The following is a 19,204-nucleotide window of genomic DNA, read 5'->3' as shown; positions in this document are numbered from 1 at the left end:
TGAAGCTAGGCTGTTTTCTGTGTTTTAAATTAGAGAAAGGTACTTGTTGTAGGACAAGTGGAGGGTAGTGAAACCAGAGTGAGACGGAATCAATGCTTCATTCGGACAAGGAATGAGGAAAAGGGGGAAACAGAGTCAGAAAGCGGTGTTGATTCGGACAGAAGGATAGACAAAGGTGAAGAAATGAGTCGGAAAGAAGGTGTGATTTGGACAAAGAATGCGAAAACGAGATTAGTAGAGTCAGAAAACGAGCTTGATTCGGACAGAAGGATAGACAAAGGTGAAGAAATGAGTCGGAAAGAAGGTGTGATTTGGACAAAGAATGCGAAAACGAGATTAGTAGAGTCAGAAAGCGAGCTTGATTCGGACAGAAAGATAGATAAGGATGCAGGGATGAGTCGGAATTAAGGTGTGATTGAGACAAAGAATGCAAAAACGAGATTAGTAGAGTCAGAAAACGAGCTTGATTCGGACAGAAAGATAGATAAGGATGCAGGAATGAGTCGGAAAGAAGGTGTGATTGAGACAAAGAACGCGAAAACGAGATTAGTAGAGTCAGAAAACGAGCTTGATTCGGACAGAAAGATAGACAAGGATGCAGGAATGAGTCGGAAAGAAGGTGTGATTCGGACAAAGAACGCGAAAACGAAATTAATAGAGTCAGAATACAAGCCCTCATTGCAAAAAATTAAAGAGCCACATGGAGGACCACCCAAAATAAAATACACCAACAACAAAAAACCCCATCGAAATAGTTAGATGAGGTTTTATTTTTTACAGTACTAACTTTTATTCGTAGTATGTATTTTTTGTGTTACCAATAGTATTAAAGTTTGCTTTTAGGACTCTCGAATATGTGCGTTTGCATAGGTCAAGTTTGCACCATTCATAAATGGCTTGAGTTGTAATTTTTTGATTAGGAAAAAGCAAATTGAATTCTTTCACATTTCGCAAAATAGCTTGGTCTATTTTTTCCACTCCTCCACAGTTATCACAAACTAGGTTATGGTGATTTATTGTAATCTGAAAGGACTTACAGTTCTTACAAAAGATCCCTTTTTTAACTTTTTCATAAGTATAGGATGGCAACTTGGTGAAGGGGTTCTTCGGCTGATGCAATTCTAATAGTTTTTGAGCAATTTTTCTATCTCCGTCAGTTAACGGAGAAGATCCCTTATTTAAATCTCTCAAAAATCGATTTACTTGAGTTGGTAAAATAAATGGCTGTTCAAGAGGTGCTTGGTATAATGTAAACTCGGGATTGATAAAAATAATGGAGGCATCCACTAGGTAATGTTGATTGAGATTTTGGAGTAATTGGCGGAATAAAGAGGCGCTTCTGTTTATTTGAGTTATGGGGTTTTTATATTCACGGCCAGTTGTAACAGAAAAAAGATTGTCAGATTTAAGGTAACAATCCCCTTGAAAGTTTTTTATATCTAAAACATTAATTATGCCCCTTGAAATAAGCAATGTATCAATTTGGAAAAAGGAGTTGTTTACTTCTAATAAAAGGTCATTGATTATATATCTTTCTTCACGAAGATCATGTAGCATGGAATCAAATTTCACCTCTCCTTCATAGCCTCTTTCAAGGTTTTGGTAGAGAAATTTCTCCTTTGCAGTTAACTCCATTCGAATATCTAACGAACGAAGAGCTAACAATTCCTCTGATTCAGTTCGCACTTTAAGTAACAAACGTCCACTTCCTTTCTATTTATTCATTCCTATTTTAATAGAAATTCAACCTGTTAAATGTGAAAATTCCTTTAACTTTTTGTGTCCAGTGTTCCATAGGAAATACTTATCCATTTCTATAATAAAGATTAAATTTCTTAATCACTCTTTTGCTACTATACTTAAGGTACAAGGGGTGGTAATAAATGGAGTATATTATCCTGTTTTTTATTGGGGTTTGTGCGACGACTTTGGGGACGCTTGCTGGTGGTGGGGGATTAATCAGTTTGCCGTCGATGTTACTTTTAGGTGTACCTGTTCATTCGGCAATTGGAGCGAATAAGGTTTCCAATACAATAAGTTCGTTCTCGAGTTTCTTCTACTTGTTGCGTAAAAAGGAGCTCTCTTTAAAAGAATCGGTTTGGATTATACCGGTTAGCCTTTCTGGCGGGATAAGTGGGGGCCTCATCGCTTCACGGATTTCATCAGAAAACATGTATATTGTAGCAATTGTCCTGCTACTATTCGCTTTCATTGTTTCTTTTGTGGGAAAAGGAGATTTTACCGGAAATGAGCCATTGAAGTTCAATAAAATTAGTGCACCCGGGCTATATAGTATTGGCATTTATGATGGACTATTTGGGCCTGGTCAAGGCACTTTAATGCTTTATCTATATAATCATTTAAATATTGCATACATTCGTGCCGTCGGATTGGTCCGCCTTGCTACATTTTCAAGTTGTTTTGGAGCTGCGATGACCTATATTGCTACTGGTAAGATCATTTGGCCGGTTGCCATTGCCTTGTTACTTGGTTCTTTTACAGGGGCTCAAATCGGGGTGCGTATTGCGCAAAAGTTAAAGCCTCAATATGTAAAGCCAATTTTAAGAATTGTAACAGTACTACTTATTTTTCAAATTGTAACCGAGAATGTTCTTTAAATAAAAATCTGGACTCATTAAATAGTCCAGATTTTTTTGGTTTTTTCTAGTTCTGGTTATCATAATCATAAGGAGTGTGAGTAAAATGAATTCGTTCTGTCCGGTGATGTGGAATGAGGATCCTGTACCCGAAGATGTGAAGAATTGTGAAGATTGTGGGTTGTATCAACAAGGAGCGCGAATGATTTGGGGTGAGGGCAATCCGAAAGCACCGATCATGATTATTTTGGATAATCCTGGTGCTCGTGAAGATCGTGAAGGTAATCCAATGGTTTGTGGAACGAGGCAAACCTTGCAAAAGGCAGTATATGAAGCGGGATTAGATAAAGAGCAAATATATGTTACTTACATTTTAAAACGACAACCGAAACGCGCCTATGATAAGGAAAAGACACGCGAGATTTGTATAAACCATTTGTATACGCAACTGGAGGAACAAAAACCTAAACTTATTGTTTGTCTAGGCAATGTAGCAGTGCAATCTTTTTTTCAGAATCCAGAGCTTGAAGTCAAAGGGCTTAGGGGCAATTTCTATCAAATGAATGGATATCAAACGACTGTTGCGTATCATCCACTCGCGGCCAGAAGAAGGCCAAACTTGTATCCACAACTATTGGAGGATATGAAGTTAGTAGAATCGGAACTTCGGAAGCATATATAAAAAAGGGACGGGTCCACTATGCTGAACCTGTCCTTTTTAATGACTTATATACTTAAACGAATAGATATGCGTTTTTGTTAATTCAATGACTTCCTCAATAAATTCCTCTTGGGACTCTTTAAATCCGCTTGTAATCCAATTTTGGATAAGCCCGTAAAAGCCATACGCTGTATAGCGTTTAAAATAGTCCATATTGACTGGAATATTGTTGATTGTTTCAAATATAAATTTTTCTTGATAAATTTTTAAGATGGTTTGAGGGAAGCTTGTATGTAACCCTGGTAATGTGTCGTCATATTTAATGAGTTCAAAAAAGTGTCGATGCTCATAAATATAAGACACGATATTAAAAGAAGGCTTGCCTATCTTAGATGTATACACTTTTTGTCCTGGAGGATGGTGTTTTCCAACCGAGTTCCATAATCCTACCATCATGGAATTTAGCAAGTCTTCAGCTAAATCAATTTTGTCATGGTAGTGAATATAAAAGGTACTGCGATTATAGGTAGCCTTATCTACAATGTCTTTTACAGAAACGGAATGGTAACCCTTTTCTTTAATAAGGTCAATAAGGGCATGCTTTAAGTGTTCTTGGGTTCGATTTCGTCGTTTAGATGTGAGATCCAATTCATCATTCATAAAAAAACCTCCGTAAAATAGACAATTTTATTGGAAATGTCTATTATTTAGACACTTTGAATTTCTTTGATGATTGTTAAGTCTAGTCAAGGTAGTAAAATAGAATTGTGACCAAATGGTGACAAAGCCTATTGGAGTAAATATTACTCTACTATAGGTTAATGCTATCCATATTATACAATAAGGGGGATTATATAATGGGAAAACTACAAGATAAAGTTGCTATTATAACTGGGGGAGCTTCAGGAATTGGAGCAGCAACAGCTCGTTTATTTGTTGAAGAAGGAGCAAAGGTTGTTCTTGTTGATTTAAATGAAGAAAAGGGAAAAGCTTTTGAGGAAGAATTGAAAGCGCTAAATGCAGAGGCTTTATTTGTAAAAGCAAACATTACGAGTGAAGAAGAAGTAGCAAATATCTATAAACAAACAATTGAAGCATTCGGTAAAGTCGATATTGTTTTCAATAATGCTGGTATTGGTCGAGTTCAACCATCACATGAATTAGACTATTCTGAGTGGAGAAATACGGTTAATGTTGACTTAGATGGTGTTTTCTTAGTGGCACGTGAAGCGATCCGTGAATTCTTAAAAGCTGATGGTGGAGTAATCGTAAACACTGCATCAATGTATGGTTGGGTGGGATCACCAGGTTCAGCAGCCTATAATGCAGCAAAAGGTGGCGTAGTGAACTTAACTCGTTCATTAGCACTTGAATATGCAGAGCAAAATATTCGTGTAAATGCTCTTTGCCCAGGTTTCATTGACACTCCAATTATTCCTGAAGAAAGCAAAGAAGTATTACGTTCTATGACTCCAATGAAGCGCCTAGGACAAGCTAAAGAAATGGCTAAAGCTGTATTATTCCTTGCTAGTGATGATTCTACATTCATGACAGGAAACAGCTTAATTGTTGACGGCGGCTATACAGCTCAATAATCATATTGCCCATCACCTTACTGGTGCTGGGCTTTTTTATTTTCGGGGAAATAGTATTCTAGTCAAACATTTTAAATATAGTTGTTGACGATTTGGAGATTTTTGTGCAATAATAACATTAATTTAATAACTGGTACCTTTAATTCAGTCCAGAGAGGCTGACAAGGACGGCGGATTTTATTAAAAGACGTGGGGATACGTGTATAAACTTTCCCTGTTCCTTTTAATAGATGAAGGGGCTAATTGTCAGGATACCTGGTAATTAGCCTCTTTTTTTTCTGCTTGCTTCTGGTATCAGAAATGATCATACAGGAGGAATCATTTATGAAAAAAGTGGATTCAGAGTTCTCATGGCAAGCAGTTCCACAATCTAGTCGAAACGGTTTTTGGAAGACATTATCCGTAATGCTAGGCCTTACGTTTTTCTCAGCAAGTATGCTAGCTGGTGGAGAAATTGGGATGGGCTTAACATTTTCAGAGTTTATCATAATCGTGTTAGCAGGGAATCTAGCTTTAGGAATTTTTACAGGAACCTTAGCTTATATCGCATCGAAGACAGGACTATCAACACATCTTTTGGCAAAGTATGCATTTGGTGATAAAGGATCCTATCTTCCATCCTTTTTACTAGGATTTACACAAGTTGGTTGGTTCGGAGTAGGTGTAGCGATGTTTGCAGTTCCAGTTGCAAATGCAATGGACTGGAATGTGTACGCCTTAATATTCATCTTTGGACTTGCAATGACAGCAACTTCAATTTTTGGAATGAAAGCACTGGTTGTTTTAGGATTCGTAGCGGTGCCAGCAATTGGAATTCTTGGTAGCTACTCAGCAGTTGAGGCAACTGAGTCCTTAGGTGGAATAGAAGCTCTGATGGATTACAAACCAAACGTATCCATCACACTTTCAGCAGCCCTTACGATTTGCGTCGGATCATTCATCAGTGCAGGAACGTTAACACCAGACTTTGCGCGTTTTGCAAAAACATCACGTTCAGCAGTAGTTGCAACAGTGATCGCCTTTTTCTTAGGAAACTCATTAATGTTCCTTTTCGGAGCAATCGGATCGATGTCTTATGGCTTAGCAGATATTTCAGAAGTAATGTTTCTACAGGGATTAATGATTCCAGCTATTATTGTACTCGGGTTAAATATTTGGACAACAAATGACAATGCACTGTATGCTTCAGGCTTAGGATTTGCAAACATCACGAAGATTCCTAAAAAGGTATTTGTAGTGGTAAATGGACTAGTTGGAACCATACTAGCAATGTGGATGTACAACAACTTTGTAGGATTCCTAACACTTCTTGGTGCTGCGATCCCTTCTATCGGTGCCATCATCATTACAGACTACTTCTTTGTAAAGCGCAGAGAATATAAAGCTTTTGAAGAAATGACTTTTAAATCAGTAAACTGGGTTTCAATTGCGGCGTGGGGTGTAGGTGTAGCTATTGCGCAAGTAGCACCTGGGATTACACCACTAAATGCACTACTAGGAACAGCGGTAATTTACTTCGTATTCATGAAAGTAGCAGAAGCAAAAAAACTTAAAGAAGCAAAGGTGATTTCAGTTGATTATTAAAAATGCAACTTTACGAGGAAAAGAAGGTCTCTGGCATCTTGTTATTAAAGAAGGTCAGTTTGAAAAAATTACGAAAGAACAACTAGTTGAAACAGAGGCAAATGAGGAAGTAATCGATGTAGATGGCTCCCTAGTATTGCCACCTTTCATTGAGCCACATATTCATTTGGATACGACTTTGACGGCAGGCGAACCGGAGTGGAATCAAAGCGGTACTTTATTTGAGGGGATCCAGCGCTGGTCACAGCGTAAAGAATCCTTAACCCTTGAGGATGTAAAAACACGTTCCAAAACAGCACTAAAATGGCAAATTGCTCAAGGGATAGGGCACGTTCGTACCCATGTCGATGTTACTGACCCTAACTTAACAGCACTAAAGGCAATGCTTGAAGTGAAAGAGGAAATGAAAGATTATGTAGATATTCAGCTTGTTGCCTTTCCTCAGGAAGGAATATTATCCTATCCGAATGGAGTAGAATTGCTTGAAGAAGCAGTCAAAATGGGTGCTGATGTCGTTGGAGGTATTCCTCATTTTGAATTTACTCGTGAATATGGTGTCGAGTCAATGAAGATTGCCTTTGATTTAGCAGAAAAATATGATCGGTTAGTTGATATCCATTGTGACGAAATTGATGATGAGCAATCAAGATTTGTTGAGGTTGTGGCAAAGGAAGCCTATGAGCGCGGACTTGGTACTCGTACAACAGCAAGCCACACTACAGCGATGGGTTCATACAATGATGCGTATACGTACAAGCTTTTCCGTTTACTAAAGCTTTCAAATATTAATTTTGTGTCAAATCCACTGGTGAATATTCACCTACAAGGTCGCTTTGATACGTACCCAAAACGCAGAGGACTAACGCGTGTTAAAGAACTATTAGAAGCGGGACTAAACGTAAGCTTTGGACATGATGATATTTTTGACCCGTGGTATCCACTAGGAACGGGTAATATGCTACAGGTACTTCATATGGGAATCCACGCTTCACAATTGATGGGTTATGAGCAAATTGTGAATTCCATTGATTTGATTACGACAAACAGCGCTAAGACACTACACATCGAAGAACGCTACGGAATTGAAGAAGGAAAGCCGGCAAACTTCGTTGTCATGTCAGCAGAAAATGAATATGAAACAATCCGTAAACAAGCAAAAGTCCGCTATTCATTTAGAAATGGAAAAATCATCGCAGAAACAAAGCCAAGTGAAACAATGATTTCATTAGACCAAACAGAAGCAGTTGATTTTAATCGATGAATAGAGAACGGGCATCCACAATAGGATGCCCTTTTTTTATAAGATAGGAGAGTATAAACTGTTTACCTGGTTTTCACGTTTAGCTCCAGGTGCTATCGGCTCGCTGGTCTAAGCCAAATCGCTTTGGATGTCAAAGCACCTTATGACAGCGCTCGTCTTATGCTTGTCCCATTCTTTGTGGACTTTCATCATTCTTATGAATGGTGACTTGATGAGGGAATGGTATTTCAATTCCATTTTTGTCAAAGGCCTCTTTAATCGCTTTTCGAAGTTGACGCTCAACACCCCAATGTTCCCCATTTTCTGTTTTGGCTATAACACGTAGAACAACATCTGATGCTCCAAGTGCTTGAACCCCAATGACATTTGGTCCTTCAACAATTACTGGATTCTCTGCAGCAACATGTTCACATACTTCTTGCATTACGGTTATGGCTTTATCAATGTCTTCTCCATAGGCAATCCCGATATCTACAAGGGCACGCATATTTCCGCGGGAATGGTTACTTACACTTGTAATGTCGCGATTCGGAATATAATGTAAGGTTCCATCAAAGCCGCGAAGTTGAGTGGTTCGTAAACCTACTGCCTCTACTACACCATCAATAGCTCCAATGGTAACATAATCATTAACATCAATTTGTTTTTCTAATAACAAGAAAAAGCCTGTTACAACATCACTTACGAGTCCTTGTGCTCCAAAACCAACAGCCAGTCCAACAATTCCGGCACCGGCAATCAGACTTGCAACAGGAATATTAAATATGCCAAAAATGGACGCAATTAGCATAAAAATCAAGGCATATGATAAAATATTTTCCATTAGCCTTTGAAGCGTATGAGCTCGCCCTAAAGTAATGTTTTGTTTATCCTGTAATTTCGTAAAGGTTCGGTCAATCACTTTGTTTCCAATCTTTTTTACAATAATAAAGGCGATAAAGATTCCGATTAGTTTTAAAATGATAATTCCTGTATGTAGGAGCAGAGCCTCCCAATTGATATCAAGTAAATCAAACAAACATATCATCCTTCCTTTGTTTCCAATTCATTTTTGATTAGTAAGAGAATACCACAAATCGTAAAAAAGGAAACATGTTTCTAAGAAAAAATCCCCTGTGAGATCACAGAGGAATTGGCATTCTTTATTTTGTATAGTTATCAAAGTACCCTTGGATATAGATGAACGGGGTACCTTTGTCCCCACTTCCTGAAGTTAAATCAGATAGAGAGCCAATCAGGTCAGTTAGTCTTCTAGGTGTTGTACCTTGTGCTTCCATTTGTCCAACAAGGTCGTTTTCTTTATTTTTAATAAACTCAGAGATTGCCTTTTTAAGTTCTTCGCCCTTTAAATCTGCAAAATTATTATCAGCAAGATATTTTAATTTAACCTCATTCGGCGTTCCTTCAAGGCCTGCTGTGTAGGCAGGTGAAACAACCGGATCAGCAAGTTCCCAAATCTTTCCGACAGGGTCTTTAAATGCGCCGTCACCGTAAATCATAACCTCTACCATTTTACCAGTTTTCTCTTTGAGGACTTCCTGGATTTGATCTACAACTGGTTGGCAATTACGAGGGAAGAGCTTCACGCTTTCCTCAGTTGCTTTGTTAGAACCAAGTAAGCCATAGTTTTCGTTATAGCCGCTGCCGTCGATTGATTCTGAAAGAATATTATCAAGGCTATAAATTTTTTCTCCGCCGTTTGCCTTTAAAATTTTCTTTGTACGGAATCTTGTGTGAATGTCACAAGTTAGCACGCTCTTAGTATAGTCTAGAATCGTTCTTGGGTTATTTGAGAAGATTACTTCACATTCTACTCCGTATTCTTCAACTAACGATTTGTAGTAATCAATGTAATCTACACCTGTAAAAGTGTGTTTATTATGTCCGAAAAATTCGCGGAATTGTTGCTCTGTTAACACATCCGTCCAAGGATTTACGCCTTTTTCATCAAGTAAATCAAGGTCCACAAGGTGATTACCTACTTCATCTGATGGATAGCTTAACATAAGGACGATTTTCTTTGCGCCTTTTGCAATTCCACGAAGATTAATCGCAAAACGGTTACGGCTTAGGATTGGAAAAATAACACCGATTGTGTCGTCTCCAAATTTAGATTGTACATCCTTTGCGATATGGTCGATTGTCGCATAGTTACCTTGAGCACGAGCAACAATAGATTCTGTAATCGTTATGATATCTTTATCTTGAATTGTAAAACCTTCCACCTCAGAAGCGGTTAATACAGTATCAACAACGATTTGCTCAATGCTGTCACCTGTATTGATGATTGGTCCACGTAAACCTCTTACAACTGTTCCAACTACTCTTTCCAAAACAATCACTCCTACATGCTGATAAGTTTTTATGTAAATATTATCTACTAGTACTATACATCTACCATGGGATATAAGTAAAATTAATATATCTAATAATGGGTATAAGGAGTATTAATATGATAGGTAAATTAGATTTATATAAAGTTTTTAGTGTAGTCGCTAAGAATGGGAGCTTTTCCAAGGCGGCCAAGGACATATTTATGACACAGCCTGCAGTTAGTCAAGCGATGATGCAACTAGAAAGAGAATTGGATACAAGACTATTTAACCGTACACCTAAAGGGGTTTCGTTGACCGATGAGGGAAATCTTTTATATGAATATGTTCATTCGGCTATGAATCTCATCAATGTTGGTGAGGAAATGATTATGGAATTTAAGAATCTAACAAAAGGGGAACTAAGAATAGGTGTGGGTGATACGATATCGAAATACTTTTTGCTCGCCTATTTAGAAATTTTTCATACGGAATATCCCAATATAAAGTTTAAGATTGAAAATGGGACAACCCAGGAACTTATTTCTTTATTGAAGTTAGGAGAGGTTGACCTCGCCATTTGTAACTTCCCGGTAAATGACGCTACCCTAGCACAAATTCCATGCATGGATATTCATGATATATTTGTGTGCGGGAAAAATTATAATGAGCTTCTATATAAGTCAGTCAATGTGTCCGATCTTATAGAATATCCATTAATATTTTTAGAACCGAAATCCATTTCACGAAATTATGTTGAGGAATATCTATTGTCAAAGGGACTGAGGATATCGCCAGAGTTTGAACTGGGCTCTCATGATTTATTATTGGAGTTTGCTAAAATAAATCTTGGTATTGCCTGTGTCACGAGAGAATTTTCCCAAGAATATTTAAAAAGTGGCATCCTACATGAGGTAAAGCTTACAGAACAGATCCCAAAACGGAGCATTGGAATCTGTTACGTTAAAAATGTACCACTATCACCAGCATCAACAAAGTTTGTTGAAATCGTTAAGAAGGAAGGATGAGGGTGTATATCTATTCCATGTCATAATTTTTAAGAGATAAATAAAAATCAAAACTGAGTAACCAGTGTACTTTTACTAGAAAGACAGGTTACTCTTTTAAAAGGCTCTTTTCTAAAAAATTGTTGCTAAGCGTTGATTAGTAAAGAAGCATAAGGCTAGTTTTGGGGGGTTCTAATTTCTTAAACTGTAGATTGCCCCTATGTATTCATTCGACATAATAAATCTGCGAATTGGTAGCATCAAGGCAGTAAAGTCTCCCTCCGTATGCACAGCCACCATCAATACCAATGATGTTATTTTTTCCGAAATAAACTTCATTACTCTTATGTAGATATTTGGTAGGTGTATGACCAAAAACAACAGTCTTATGTCCCATGTAGCCATTGTGAAATTCCTCGCGAATCCAGACTAATAAATGGGGGTCAGTTGATTCTAGTGGTGTTTCAGGATGAACCCCTGCATGAACAAAAATATGAGTATCTGTTTGATAATAATATGGAAATTCCTTTAAAATTTCTAAATGCTGCTGAATTTCTTTGTTTATTTGAAGAAGATTAGGCATTTCCTCCGTGGTGTACCAATACTTCGCATCATCCTTTTCAATGTGATAGCCGTAGTTTTGTAAAGTTTTTATCCCGCCATTGTAAAACCATCGTTTGACACTCATTGAATCAGCGCGGAAAGCCTCCATCATCATCTTTTCATGATTGCCTATCAACGCAATAGCTCCTTTGTCCCGTAACTCAATTACTCTATCTAAAACAGCCCTTGAGTGTGGTCCTCGATCAACATAGTCTCCCAACAACAAAAGTTGGTCTGCCTGATCATTGTATTTTACTAGTTCTAAAAGCCGTTCAAATTTATCTAAATCACCATGAATATCACTTATCGCAAGCATTCGTCTCATCCACACACAACCTTTTACTATAATAGGTTCTTCTATTTTAGCACACCCTACGTCATAGTGAGGAATACCCATTTTGCAAATTTTTTTAAAGTAAATAAATTCCTAAAAGCAAGTGATCAAACTAGAGAGAGTGTGACGCTAATGAACATAAGAAAACCGCTATCAGTTGCCGTTATTTTTTGTTTTTCATCAATTATTGTGTTTGGGACTTTGGCCTACTTTGTTCATGTCCATGATGTGCTCCTTATTGATAGGCGTGTGATTGATTTAGTTCAGGGGATGGAATCAGCCAGACTTACCGCGCTGATGAAGTTCCTTTCATTAATCGGGTCTGCACCAGTCGTCGTTGTTTTATCCCTTCTTATTTTGTATTTCCTCTATAAAGTATTGAAGCATCGTCATGAGTTGGTTTTGTTTATAGGCGTGATGGTTGGTTCGCCACTCTTAAACATCTTACTAAAAGAACTATTTGAAAGGGCAAGACCAGAATTCCGCAGATTAATTGAAATCTCGGGTTATAGCTTTCCGAGTGGTCATGCGATGAATGCTTTCACATTTTACGGTATCTTCACATTCCTGTTATGGCGCCATATTCCAGTCGTGTGGGGGAGAATGGTACTACTCATATCTAGTGGAATAATGATAGTGGGGATTGGGATCAGTCGAATATATTTAGGAGTCCATTATCCAACCGATATTATCGGTGGATATTTTGCAAGTGCTACATGGCTTGGATTTTCAATATGGACCTTTCAGTGGTACAAGGATAGACAAGCCATCAAAAACAAGAAGCTACAAACGGGTTGATGCAGGTAGATGATTCCAACGATTTTGTCGAATCTTAGGGAAAGGTTTTGATTGAAAATGAAAGCGCTATCAACTATAATAAAGTCAGGTGGATGACATGTGTGGTCATCGTGGTATTTGGCGAAGGTGGGGCCGATACTGTAGTGAAGTAACACGTTAAAATGTATTATTTTTAAGTGTATTATTAAAAAGGGACCATTTAATTCAGTGAATTAAATGGTCCCTTTTTTGTGTGGATTTATTAGTAAAAGTCGGCTTCGCCAAATTCTAGGTGATTTTTCGATTGCTTTGGTGCAATGCATTTTTCATAAAATTTGTGGAAGATATAGTTCATTAAAGCATTAGAAAAAATTAAGGTAAAGAACTTAGCAGAACTAATTTTTAATTTGAAAAATTTTAGCTGTCTTAGTAATGAAATAATTGGGTATGCGTAAATCCAATCAGCGACAAGATTGATGAAGGTATATGGCAGAAACTTTCCTTTTGAAAGATTAAACACCCATTAATTCGCAAAAAGATAAGGGCCTATAATTAATATACAGGTGTCACAAACCATTGCCCCAACACTACCTTTTACTTTCCAGAGCTTGTGTACGGTAAAATAGAAGATTTCAAACATAATAATACTAGATGAGAATAAGGAAACAGGTAAGTATTTTATATACGATTTCTTTGGAAGTAGCACTGCAGCTACTACCGAGCATAAAACAATAAAAAGCCTGATGCCGTTTTTTAACATCGATAACAACCCTTCTGGTAATAAGTTTTTATTAATTTGTTCTAAGTAAAAGGTTCTTATTCGATAAAACAAGTACTGAATCGTTATAAAGTAGCCATTATTACAAGTAATCGTTTTATGAAGAAAATATCGTTAAAATGATAGATTATGCTAGTACAGTGGAACTAAATACCAGTACTTACATTTATTATTAAAAGTATTTTGATATAATTTTATTTTCTGAAAAGTGTTGCTTTTGAATTTTTTGTGTGATATATTAGTTCCTATCAAGATTAGATTTGTAAGCAAGTGAGTTTACTAGTATAATTTTTTATGCTCTAGAAGTTATCGGATAATTAGGTGTCTAGAGTGTTTTAGGAGGAATAGATATGTCAGCGAGAGATTCATTTAGCAATGTAATTGCAGTCGGATTTATGTTGTTTGCATTATTCTTTGGAGCAGGGAATTTAATTTTCCCTGTACAATTAGGTCAGTTAGCTGGAGATAATGTTTTTACAGCCAATCTTGGTTTCATCATTACAGGAGTAGGATTACCTGTTCTTTGTATACTATCATTAGCATTCTCAGGTAAAAGTGATTTGGAATCTTTAGCGGGACGAGTTAATCCTATTTATGGTATTTTCTTTACTGTTGCATTATATTTAACAATTGGTCCTTTCTTTGCAATTCCAAGAACGAATACAGTTGCTTATGAAATTGGGATTGTTCCATTCCTAGAAAATCAAAGCAGCTATCTTCCGTTATTCCTATTTACAATTGTGTTCTTTGGGGTAACACTATTCTTTTCTTTAAAGTCTAGTAAGATTGTTGATATTGTCGGGAAAATGTTAACACCGATACTATTAATCGTAATTGCTATTCTTATTATAGCGGCATTCGTGAATCCGATTGGTGCGATTCAAGAGCCTACAGAAACCTATATGTCAAATAGCTTCTTTAAAGGTTTCCAAGAAGGGTATAACACAATGGATGCACTTGCAGCGTTTGTATTTGGAATTATCATTATTAACATTATGAAGCAACGTGGAGCAACTTCTAAAAAACAAATCATGCTTTCAACAGGTAAAGTTGCATTAGTAGCAGGTGTTCTACTAGCAGTTATTTATTCTTCACTTGCATTCTTAGGTGCAACAAGTGTAGAAGGTCTTGGAATGTTAGATAATGGTGGAGCAATATTAGCAGCTGCTTCTCAACATTTCTTTGGATGGTATGGGAAAGTTATTCTTGCAGTAATTGTTATCGCAGCATGTTTAACAACAAGTATTGGACTTATTACATCTTGTGCTTCTTATTTCACAAAATTAATTCCTGCTCTTTCTTATAAGAAGTGGGCAGTTGTCTTTACATTATTTAGTGCTGTGATTTCAAACTTCGGTTTAAGTACAATTATTAGTTTTTCTATACCAGTTTTGGTTGCTTTATATCCATTAGCGATTTGCTTGATGGCATTAACATTCTTACACCCTCTATTCAAGGGACGTAAGGAAGTATATCAAGTTAGTATTTTAGTTACATTGATCCTAAGCATTAATGATGGATTAAATGCAGCAGGTGTTAAAATTGCTGCTTTAAATGACTTCTTAGCATCAGTTCTTCCATTATATTCAGTTGGATTAGGCTGGATTGTACCAGCAATAGTCGGTGGTGTAATTGGCTATTTAATTAGTATCATTAAACATGGTGCTCTTAACCCAGAGCCAATTAAAGAATAAGAAGGAAGGCTACTTATAGCATAAAGTTGTAAGTAGCCTTTTTTTATGTGAGTAGCGTTAGCTTTGTGTTAAATATATATCTTGTTATAATAGACTGTAGGATTGTAACTGGTAAAGCAGGCAAAACCTAAGTAAGGTGTTTCTGTTTTAGGAGACAGTTTATTTAGGTTTTTTCATTTTATACGAAAGAGGGATTTGGGATGAAACTGATTGCTTCAGATTTAGATGGAACTCTATTAAATGAAAATAGTAAGGTTAGTGCGGCTAATGCACATGCTATACAAAAGGCAATGGATAAAGGGGTAAAATTTGTTGTTGTAACAGGAAGGTCCTATGATGCTGCGAATATGCCTCTTAAGGAAGTAGGAATTAAATGTCCCATTATTACCTTGAACGGTGCTAGTTCATTTGATATAGATGGTAACGTATTACGTGATATTCCAATGGATAAATCGGTTTGTAAGAAGGTATACACAGCTTGTCATAACGGCGAAATGTATACGGAGTTTTTTACCAACAAGGGACTGTTTTCTTTTGGAAGAAATAGATTTATCGAACGAATGACTAGTTGGTGGAAAACTGTCAATCCAAATTTTACAGATGAGGAAATTAATCAGAAAATTGAGCTTCGTTTCCAGAATGAAAGTGTTCAATTTATCGAGGATTATGAACAATTAGAGGCCATGGATGATCTAAAAATTTATAAACTTTTAAGCTTTGCGGACGATGAGGAAAGACATCAGCAGGTGTATAATGAGCTAAAAGATAAGACTGGGGTAGTCATCACTTCTTCAGGTTACTTAAATCTGGAGTTTAACCATCCAGAAGCGATCAAGGGCTTAGCTCTTGCAGAATTAGCTAAAAGTATGGGGATTGAAATGAAGGATGTCATGTCGATGGGAGATAACCTAAATGACAAAAGTATGCTCGAAATGGCAGGTCGTGGTGTTGCCATGGGAAATGCTGATAAAGAAATAGTAGACATCTGTAACTTTCATACAAAAACAAATGAAGAAGATGGGGTAGCTTTCGCAATAGAAGAAATGCTAAAAGAGTATTATAGTTGAAATTTACACGCATATGTAGGGTATCGATTTAGGAACGGGGTGGATGCATGAAAATCGAAAAGGTTTTAAATAACAATGTTGTGATGTGTAGAAACGAACTCGATCAAGAAATAGTGGTCATGGGCAAAGGCTTAGCTTTTCAACGTAAGTCTGGAGATATAATTGATGCTTCGCAAATTGAGAAAACTTTTATTTTACAAAAGCATGGGATTACAGAAAAACTTGCCAAGTTACTCGAAGATACATCAGAGTTGTATTTAAGCATTTCCTTCAAAATTTTAGAATATGCAAAAACTCAATTACCTAATAAACTAGATGATTACCTATATGTGGCTTTAACAGATCATCTTAGTTTTGCCATTAGTCGGCATAACCAAGGAATACAATTGAAGAATGCCCTACTATGGGAAATTCGAAAATATTATAGACCAGAATTCCAAATTGCATTAAAAGCTTTGGATATTATTGAAAAAGAGACCGGTATTAGACTTGATGAAGACGAAGCGGCTTCAATTGCTCTACATTTGGTCAATGGGCAACTTTCAGGAGATAATATGGGGGCAGCGATTCAGATTGCACAGATGGTAAATGATATACTAAACATAGTAAAAGACCATTTTGAAATGGAGCTTGATGAGACTTCTGTGAACTATGAACGATTTGTAACCCATCTTCGCTTTTTTGGAATGAGGTATATGCGCAAGGAAAAATTATCTGATTCCGTTGAAGATTTTTTCCATAAGCAGATCAAACTTAAGTATTCAGATGCTTATAAATGTACGAAGAAAGTTTCGAAGTTTTTAAAGACAGAGTTTGGTTGGAAGATTTCTAAAGAAGAAGAAGTTTATTTAACCGTACATATTCATCGAGTCACAAATCGACATAAAAACCTGTGATCATGTAGATTGTAAAAGAATTGATACACATGAACGCAAATAAATAAATGATGAGAGGGGTTCAACAATGGGCAAGTTTATCGGATATGTTGGTACTTATACAAAAGGGGACAGCAAGGGAGTCTATACGTTTACTTTAGATACGGACGTACAAAAAATAGAGGATGTAAAGCTTGCGGCAACATTGGGAAATCCAACATATGTAACAGTGAGTCAGGATAATCGTTTTCTATACTCGGTAATAAAAGATGGAGAAACGGGTGGAGTCGCGGCATACTCTATCGATAGTCAAACAGGGGATTTAATGCCAGTAAATAACCATGTTTCAGAAGGGGCATCACCTTGTCATATCAGTGTAAACAAGGAGAATAACCAAGTTGTTTCCGCGAATTATCATAAAGGGACAATCGAACTGTATTCAGTTAACAGTCAAACAGGAGGAATTGAAACTTCCCAATCGGTTGTTGCACATGAAGGTAACGGACCACATGAAAGACAAGAAAAACCACATACCCATTTTTCAGGATTTACTCCAGATGAAAAGTATGTGGTGGCAGTTGATTTAGGCATTGATAAGCTTATCACTTATGCAGTAGAGAATGGGTCATTACATGAAGTAAGTACTTTATCGGTAAGACCAGGAAGCGGGCCAAGACATATTGCCTTTCATCCTAATGGGAAACATGCATATCTAATGACAGAGATAAGCAATGAAGTGGTTGCTTTAGCATATGACAGTAGCAATGGAAACTTTACGGAACTTCAATATATTTCAACCATTCCTGAAGATTTCACTGAAAACAGTCAAGGTAGTGCTATACATATTTCAAAGGATGGGAAGTTCGTATATGCGGCTAACCGTGGACATAACAGTATTGCTGTCTTCGAAGTGAATGAGGCAACAGGGAAGTTAACATTAGTCGAAAGGGTTTCGTCAAAAGGAGATTGGCCACGTGACTTTGTATTTGATCCAACAGAAAAGTTCATTGTGGGTTCCAACCAGGAATCAAGTAACCTTGTGTTATATGCGAGGGATGAACAAACAGGAAAATTAACACAAATTGACTCAGATATAACGGTACCATATCCAGTTTGCGTGAAGTTTTTACATGCTTAAAAAATATAGAGGAGGGCCTGGAAAAAGCACCAGGTTCCTTTTTTTGTAATTCGGGGCTACCCTATGTAAGCGTTTTAGTATAAAATGATTATAATAGAATAATAGTTTATATTATCTAGGTAAGTAAATACTTACGGATGAAGCTTGTTTAGGGGAGTTGGGTTATGGAATACAATCAAGTTAGACGACGTGATGGCGGTACAAGAAGAGAATATGTCTACTCCTATTTGAGTGAAAAAATTATGGATTTTTCTTTATGTCCGGGATCCCCAATTTCTGAATCTGAAATTGGTGCTCAGTTGAGTGTTAGTAGAACACCGATTAGGGAAGCTCTGATGCAGCTTGCAAAGGAAGGATTAATAGAAATAAAGCCACAGATTGGGACTTTTGTGTCTTTAATTGATCCGAAACATATTGAAGAGTCACGATTTATGAGGAAAGCTGTGGAGCTTGCTGTAATTCGAGAAGCGACGGAAAAACTAACTCCTGACTCATTATATAAATTAGAAAAATGCTTAACAATGCAGGAAATTGCCTTACGGGAAGAAAACGAAAAAGACTTTTTAGCCTATGATGATGAATTTCATGAACTCATTTATAAAGGATTAGGGATGGACCGTATCTGGAAGGGAATCGACCAAATGAACGGACAATATAAACGGGTTCGGATGCTCCGACTTATCAATACAAAGGCTGAGGATTGGGAGACTGTTTTGGATGAACACAGAGCTATTTTTAATGCTCTTAAATGTAAGGATGTTGCTGTAGCAGAGGATGTTGTAAATAAGCATATTACAAAAGGGATTTCTCATTTGTATGAATTTATGAAGGAACAACCTGAATATTTTAAGAAAGAAAGTATAATGATTTAAGGCTATTTCCTAATTATTTTAATAGAATTTGCACAAACCCACTCGTCCA

General features: G+C 36.9%; 19 protein-coding genes. 14 read left to right on the top strand and 5 right to left on the bottom strand.

The window, feature by feature from the left end; genetic code table 11:
• Positions 1–78: 78 nt before the first annotated feature.
• Together AC6CHV_RS17115 and AC6CHV_RS17110 are read left to right on the top strand one after the other, a co-directional pair.
• A complete protein-coding gene (locus AC6CHV_RS17115) occupies positions 79–408 on the top strand; it encodes a hypothetical protein (protein WP_498079301.1) in 330 nt (109 codons plus the stop codon).
• Between the two features lie 3 nt (positions 409–411).
• Complete coding sequence (locus AC6CHV_RS17110) at positions 412–759, top strand: hypothetical protein (protein WP_440274187.1); 348 nt, start codon at positions 412–414, stop codon at positions 757–759.
• A 30-nt stretch (positions 760–789) separates the two neighbouring features.
• Here AC6CHV_RS17110 and AC6CHV_RS17105 read toward each other — a convergent pair whose 3' ends face one another.
• Positions 790–1,698, bottom strand: a complete 909-nt coding sequence (locus AC6CHV_RS17105) for a nuclease-related domain-containing protein (RefSeq protein WP_341333379.1) — start codon at positions 1,696–1,698, stop codon at positions 790–792.
• A 185-nt stretch (positions 1,699–1,883) separates the two neighbouring features.
• Here AC6CHV_RS17105 and AC6CHV_RS17100 point away from each other — a divergent pair, with 185 nt between their 5' ends.
• Complete coding sequence (locus tag AC6CHV_RS17100; protein ID WP_341333378.1) at positions 1,884–2,618, top strand: sulfite exporter TauE/SafE family protein; 735 nt, start codon at positions 1,884–1,886, stop codon at positions 2,616–2,618.
• 85 nt (positions 2,619–2,703) lie between these two features.
• Entirely contained in the window at positions 2,704–3,279 is a 576-nt protein-coding gene (locus tag AC6CHV_RS17095) for a uracil-DNA glycosylase family protein (RefSeq protein ID WP_498079300.1), read from the top strand.
• A gap of 36 nt (positions 3,280–3,315) precedes the next feature.
• Here AC6CHV_RS17095 and AC6CHV_RS17090 read toward each other — a convergent pair whose 3' ends face one another.
• Complete coding sequence (locus AC6CHV_RS17090; protein WP_498079299.1) at positions 3,316–3,918, bottom strand: TetR/AcrR family transcriptional regulator C-terminal domain-containing protein; 603 nt, start codon at positions 3,916–3,918, stop codon at positions 3,316–3,318.
• 197 nt (positions 3,919–4,115) lie between these two features.
• On the opposite strand from AC6CHV_RS17090, the gene AC6CHV_RS17085 reads away from it, so the two are divergent.
• The 3 genes from AC6CHV_RS17085 (at position 4,116) to AC6CHV_RS17075 (ending at position 7,698) form a co-directional block, all read left to right on the top strand.
• On the top strand, positions 4,116–4,853 hold the full coding sequence (locus AC6CHV_RS17085; protein ID WP_440274696.1) for an SDR family NAD(P)-dependent oxidoreductase: 738 nt from the start codon (positions 4,116–4,118) through the stop codon (positions 4,851–4,853).
• A 324-nt stretch (positions 4,854–5,177) separates the two neighbouring features.
• On the top strand, positions 5,178–6,437 hold the full coding sequence (codB, locus tag AC6CHV_RS17080) for a cytosine permease (RefSeq protein ID WP_440274695.1): 1,260 nt from the start codon (positions 5,178–5,180) through the stop codon (positions 6,435–6,437).
• A complete protein-coding gene (locus tag AC6CHV_RS17075; protein WP_440274694.1) occupies positions 6,427–7,698 on the top strand; it encodes a cytosine deaminase in 1,272 nt (423 codons plus the stop codon). The genes codB and AC6CHV_RS17075 overlap by 11 nt, the downstream gene beginning before the upstream one ends.
• A 157-nt stretch (positions 7,699–7,855) precedes the next feature.
• Here the strand turns inward: AC6CHV_RS17075 and AC6CHV_RS17070 are convergent, their stop codons facing one another.
• Positions 7,856–8,716 carry a mechanosensitive ion channel family protein gene (locus AC6CHV_RS17070; RefSeq protein ID WP_440274693.1) on the bottom strand — a complete coding sequence of 287 codons (861 nt, stop codon included), beginning with the start codon at positions 8,714–8,716 and terminating at the stop codon, positions 7,856–7,858.
• Positions 8,717–8,840: 124 nt separating this feature from the next.
• A complete protein-coding gene (locus AC6CHV_RS17065) occupies positions 8,841–10,031 on the bottom strand; it encodes a coenzyme F420-0:L-glutamate ligase (protein ID WP_341333372.1) in 1,191 nt (396 codons plus the stop codon).
• Positions 10,032–10,150: 119 nt separating this feature from the next.
• Between AC6CHV_RS17065 and AC6CHV_RS17060 the strand changes: the two genes are divergently transcribed.
• A complete protein-coding gene (locus tag AC6CHV_RS17060) occupies positions 10,151–11,038 on the top strand; it encodes a LysR substrate-binding domain-containing protein (RefSeq protein WP_498079298.1) in 888 nt (295 codons plus the stop codon).
• Between the two features lie 205 nt (positions 11,039–11,243).
• Here AC6CHV_RS17060 and AC6CHV_RS17055 read toward each other — a convergent pair whose 3' ends face one another.
• Complete coding sequence (locus AC6CHV_RS17055; protein ID WP_498079297.1) at positions 11,244–11,945, bottom strand: metallophosphoesterase; 702 nt, start codon at positions 11,943–11,945, stop codon at positions 11,244–11,246.
• 141 nt (positions 11,946–12,086) lie between these two features.
• Between AC6CHV_RS17055 and AC6CHV_RS17050 the strand changes: the two genes are divergently transcribed.
• The 6 genes from AC6CHV_RS17050 (at position 12,087) to AC6CHV_RS17025 (ending at position 19,155) form a co-directional block, all read left to right on the top strand.
• Complete coding sequence (locus tag AC6CHV_RS17050) at positions 12,087–12,752, top strand: phosphatase PAP2 family protein (protein ID WP_440274691.1); 666 nt, start codon at positions 12,087–12,089, stop codon at positions 12,750–12,752.
• Positions 12,753–13,859: 1,107 nt separating this feature from the next.
• A complete protein-coding gene (gene brnQ, locus AC6CHV_RS17045; RefSeq protein WP_498079296.1) occupies positions 13,860–15,203 on the top strand; it encodes a branched-chain amino acid transport system II carrier protein in 1,344 nt (447 codons plus the stop codon).
• A 200-nt stretch (positions 15,204–15,403) separates the two neighbouring features.
• Positions 15,404–16,270 (top strand): Cof-type HAD-IIB family hydrolase, encoded by an 867-nt coding sequence (locus AC6CHV_RS17040; RefSeq protein ID WP_341333367.1) that lies wholly within the window; start codon positions 15,404–15,406, stop codon positions 16,268–16,270.
• Between the two features lie 47 nt (positions 16,271–16,317).
• Complete coding sequence (gene licT / locus AC6CHV_RS17035) at positions 16,318–17,166, top strand: BglG family transcription antiterminator LicT (RefSeq protein ID WP_121449247.1); 849 nt, start codon at positions 16,318–16,320, stop codon at positions 17,164–17,166.
• A gap of 67 nt (positions 17,167–17,233) precedes the next feature.
• The gene (locus AC6CHV_RS17030; RefSeq protein ID WP_440274862.1) at positions 17,234–18,283 is read left to right on the top strand and encodes a lactonase family protein; all 1,050 of its coding nucleotides are present in this window, start codon (positions 17,234–17,236) and stop codon (positions 18,281–18,283) included.
• A 164-nt stretch (positions 18,284–18,447) separates the two neighbouring features.
• Positions 18,448–19,155 carry a GntR family transcriptional regulator gene (locus AC6CHV_RS17025; protein ID WP_440274863.1) on the top strand — a complete coding sequence of 236 codons (708 nt, stop codon included), beginning with the start codon at positions 18,448–18,450 and terminating at the stop codon, positions 19,153–19,155.
• Positions 19,156–19,204: the final 49 nt, after the last annotated feature.

The sequence above is a fragment of the Ferdinandcohnia sp. GQ5 genome, from assembly GCF_059759275.1.
Note: the sequence above shows the minus strand (reverse complement) of the source record. Positions and strands in the feature narration are given on the sequence as shown.

Coding starts and splice junctions, on each gene's coding strand:
- AC6CHV_RS17100 (WP_341333378.1), top strand. CDS start 1,884: ATGGAGTATATTATCCTGTTTTTTATTGGGGTTTGTGCGACGACTTTG.
- AC6CHV_RS17095 (WP_498079300.1), top strand. CDS start 2,704: ATGAATTCGTTCTGTCCGGTGATGTGGAATGAGGATCCTGTACCCGAA.
- AC6CHV_RS17090 (WP_498079299.1), bottom strand. CDS start 3,918: ATGAATGATGAATTGGATCTCACATCTAAACGACGAAATCGAACCCAA.
- AC6CHV_RS17085 (WP_440274696.1), top strand. CDS start 4,116: ATGGGAAAACTACAAGATAAAGTTGCTATTATAACTGGGGGAGCTTCA.
- codB (WP_440274695.1), top strand. CDS start 5,178: ATGAAAAAAGTGGATTCAGAGTTCTCATGGCAAGCAGTTCCACAATCT.
- AC6CHV_RS17060 (WP_498079298.1), top strand. CDS start 10,151: ATGATAGGTAAATTAGATTTATATAAAGTTTTTAGTGTAGTCGCTAAG.
- AC6CHV_RS17055 (WP_498079297.1), bottom strand. CDS start 11,945: ATGAGACGAATGCTTGCGATAAGTGATATTCATGGTGATTTAGATAAA.
- AC6CHV_RS17050 (WP_440274691.1), top strand. CDS start 12,087: ATGAACATAAGAAAACCGCTATCAGTTGCCGTTATTTTTTGTTTTTCA.
- brnQ (WP_498079296.1), top strand. CDS start 13,860: ATGTCAGCGAGAGATTCATTTAGCAATGTAATTGCAGTCGGATTTATG.
- AC6CHV_RS17040 (WP_341333367.1), top strand. CDS start 15,404: ATGAAACTGATTGCTTCAGATTTAGATGGAACTCTATTAAATGAAAAT.
- licT (WP_121449247.1), top strand. CDS start 16,318: ATGAAAATCGAAAAGGTTTTAAATAACAATGTTGTGATGTGTAGAAAC.
- AC6CHV_RS17030 (WP_440274862.1), top strand. CDS start 17,234: ATGGGCAAGTTTATCGGATATGTTGGTACTTATACAAAAGGGGACAGC.
- AC6CHV_RS17025 (WP_440274863.1), top strand. CDS start 18,448: ATGGAATACAATCAAGTTAGACGACGTGATGGCGGTACAAGAAGAGAA.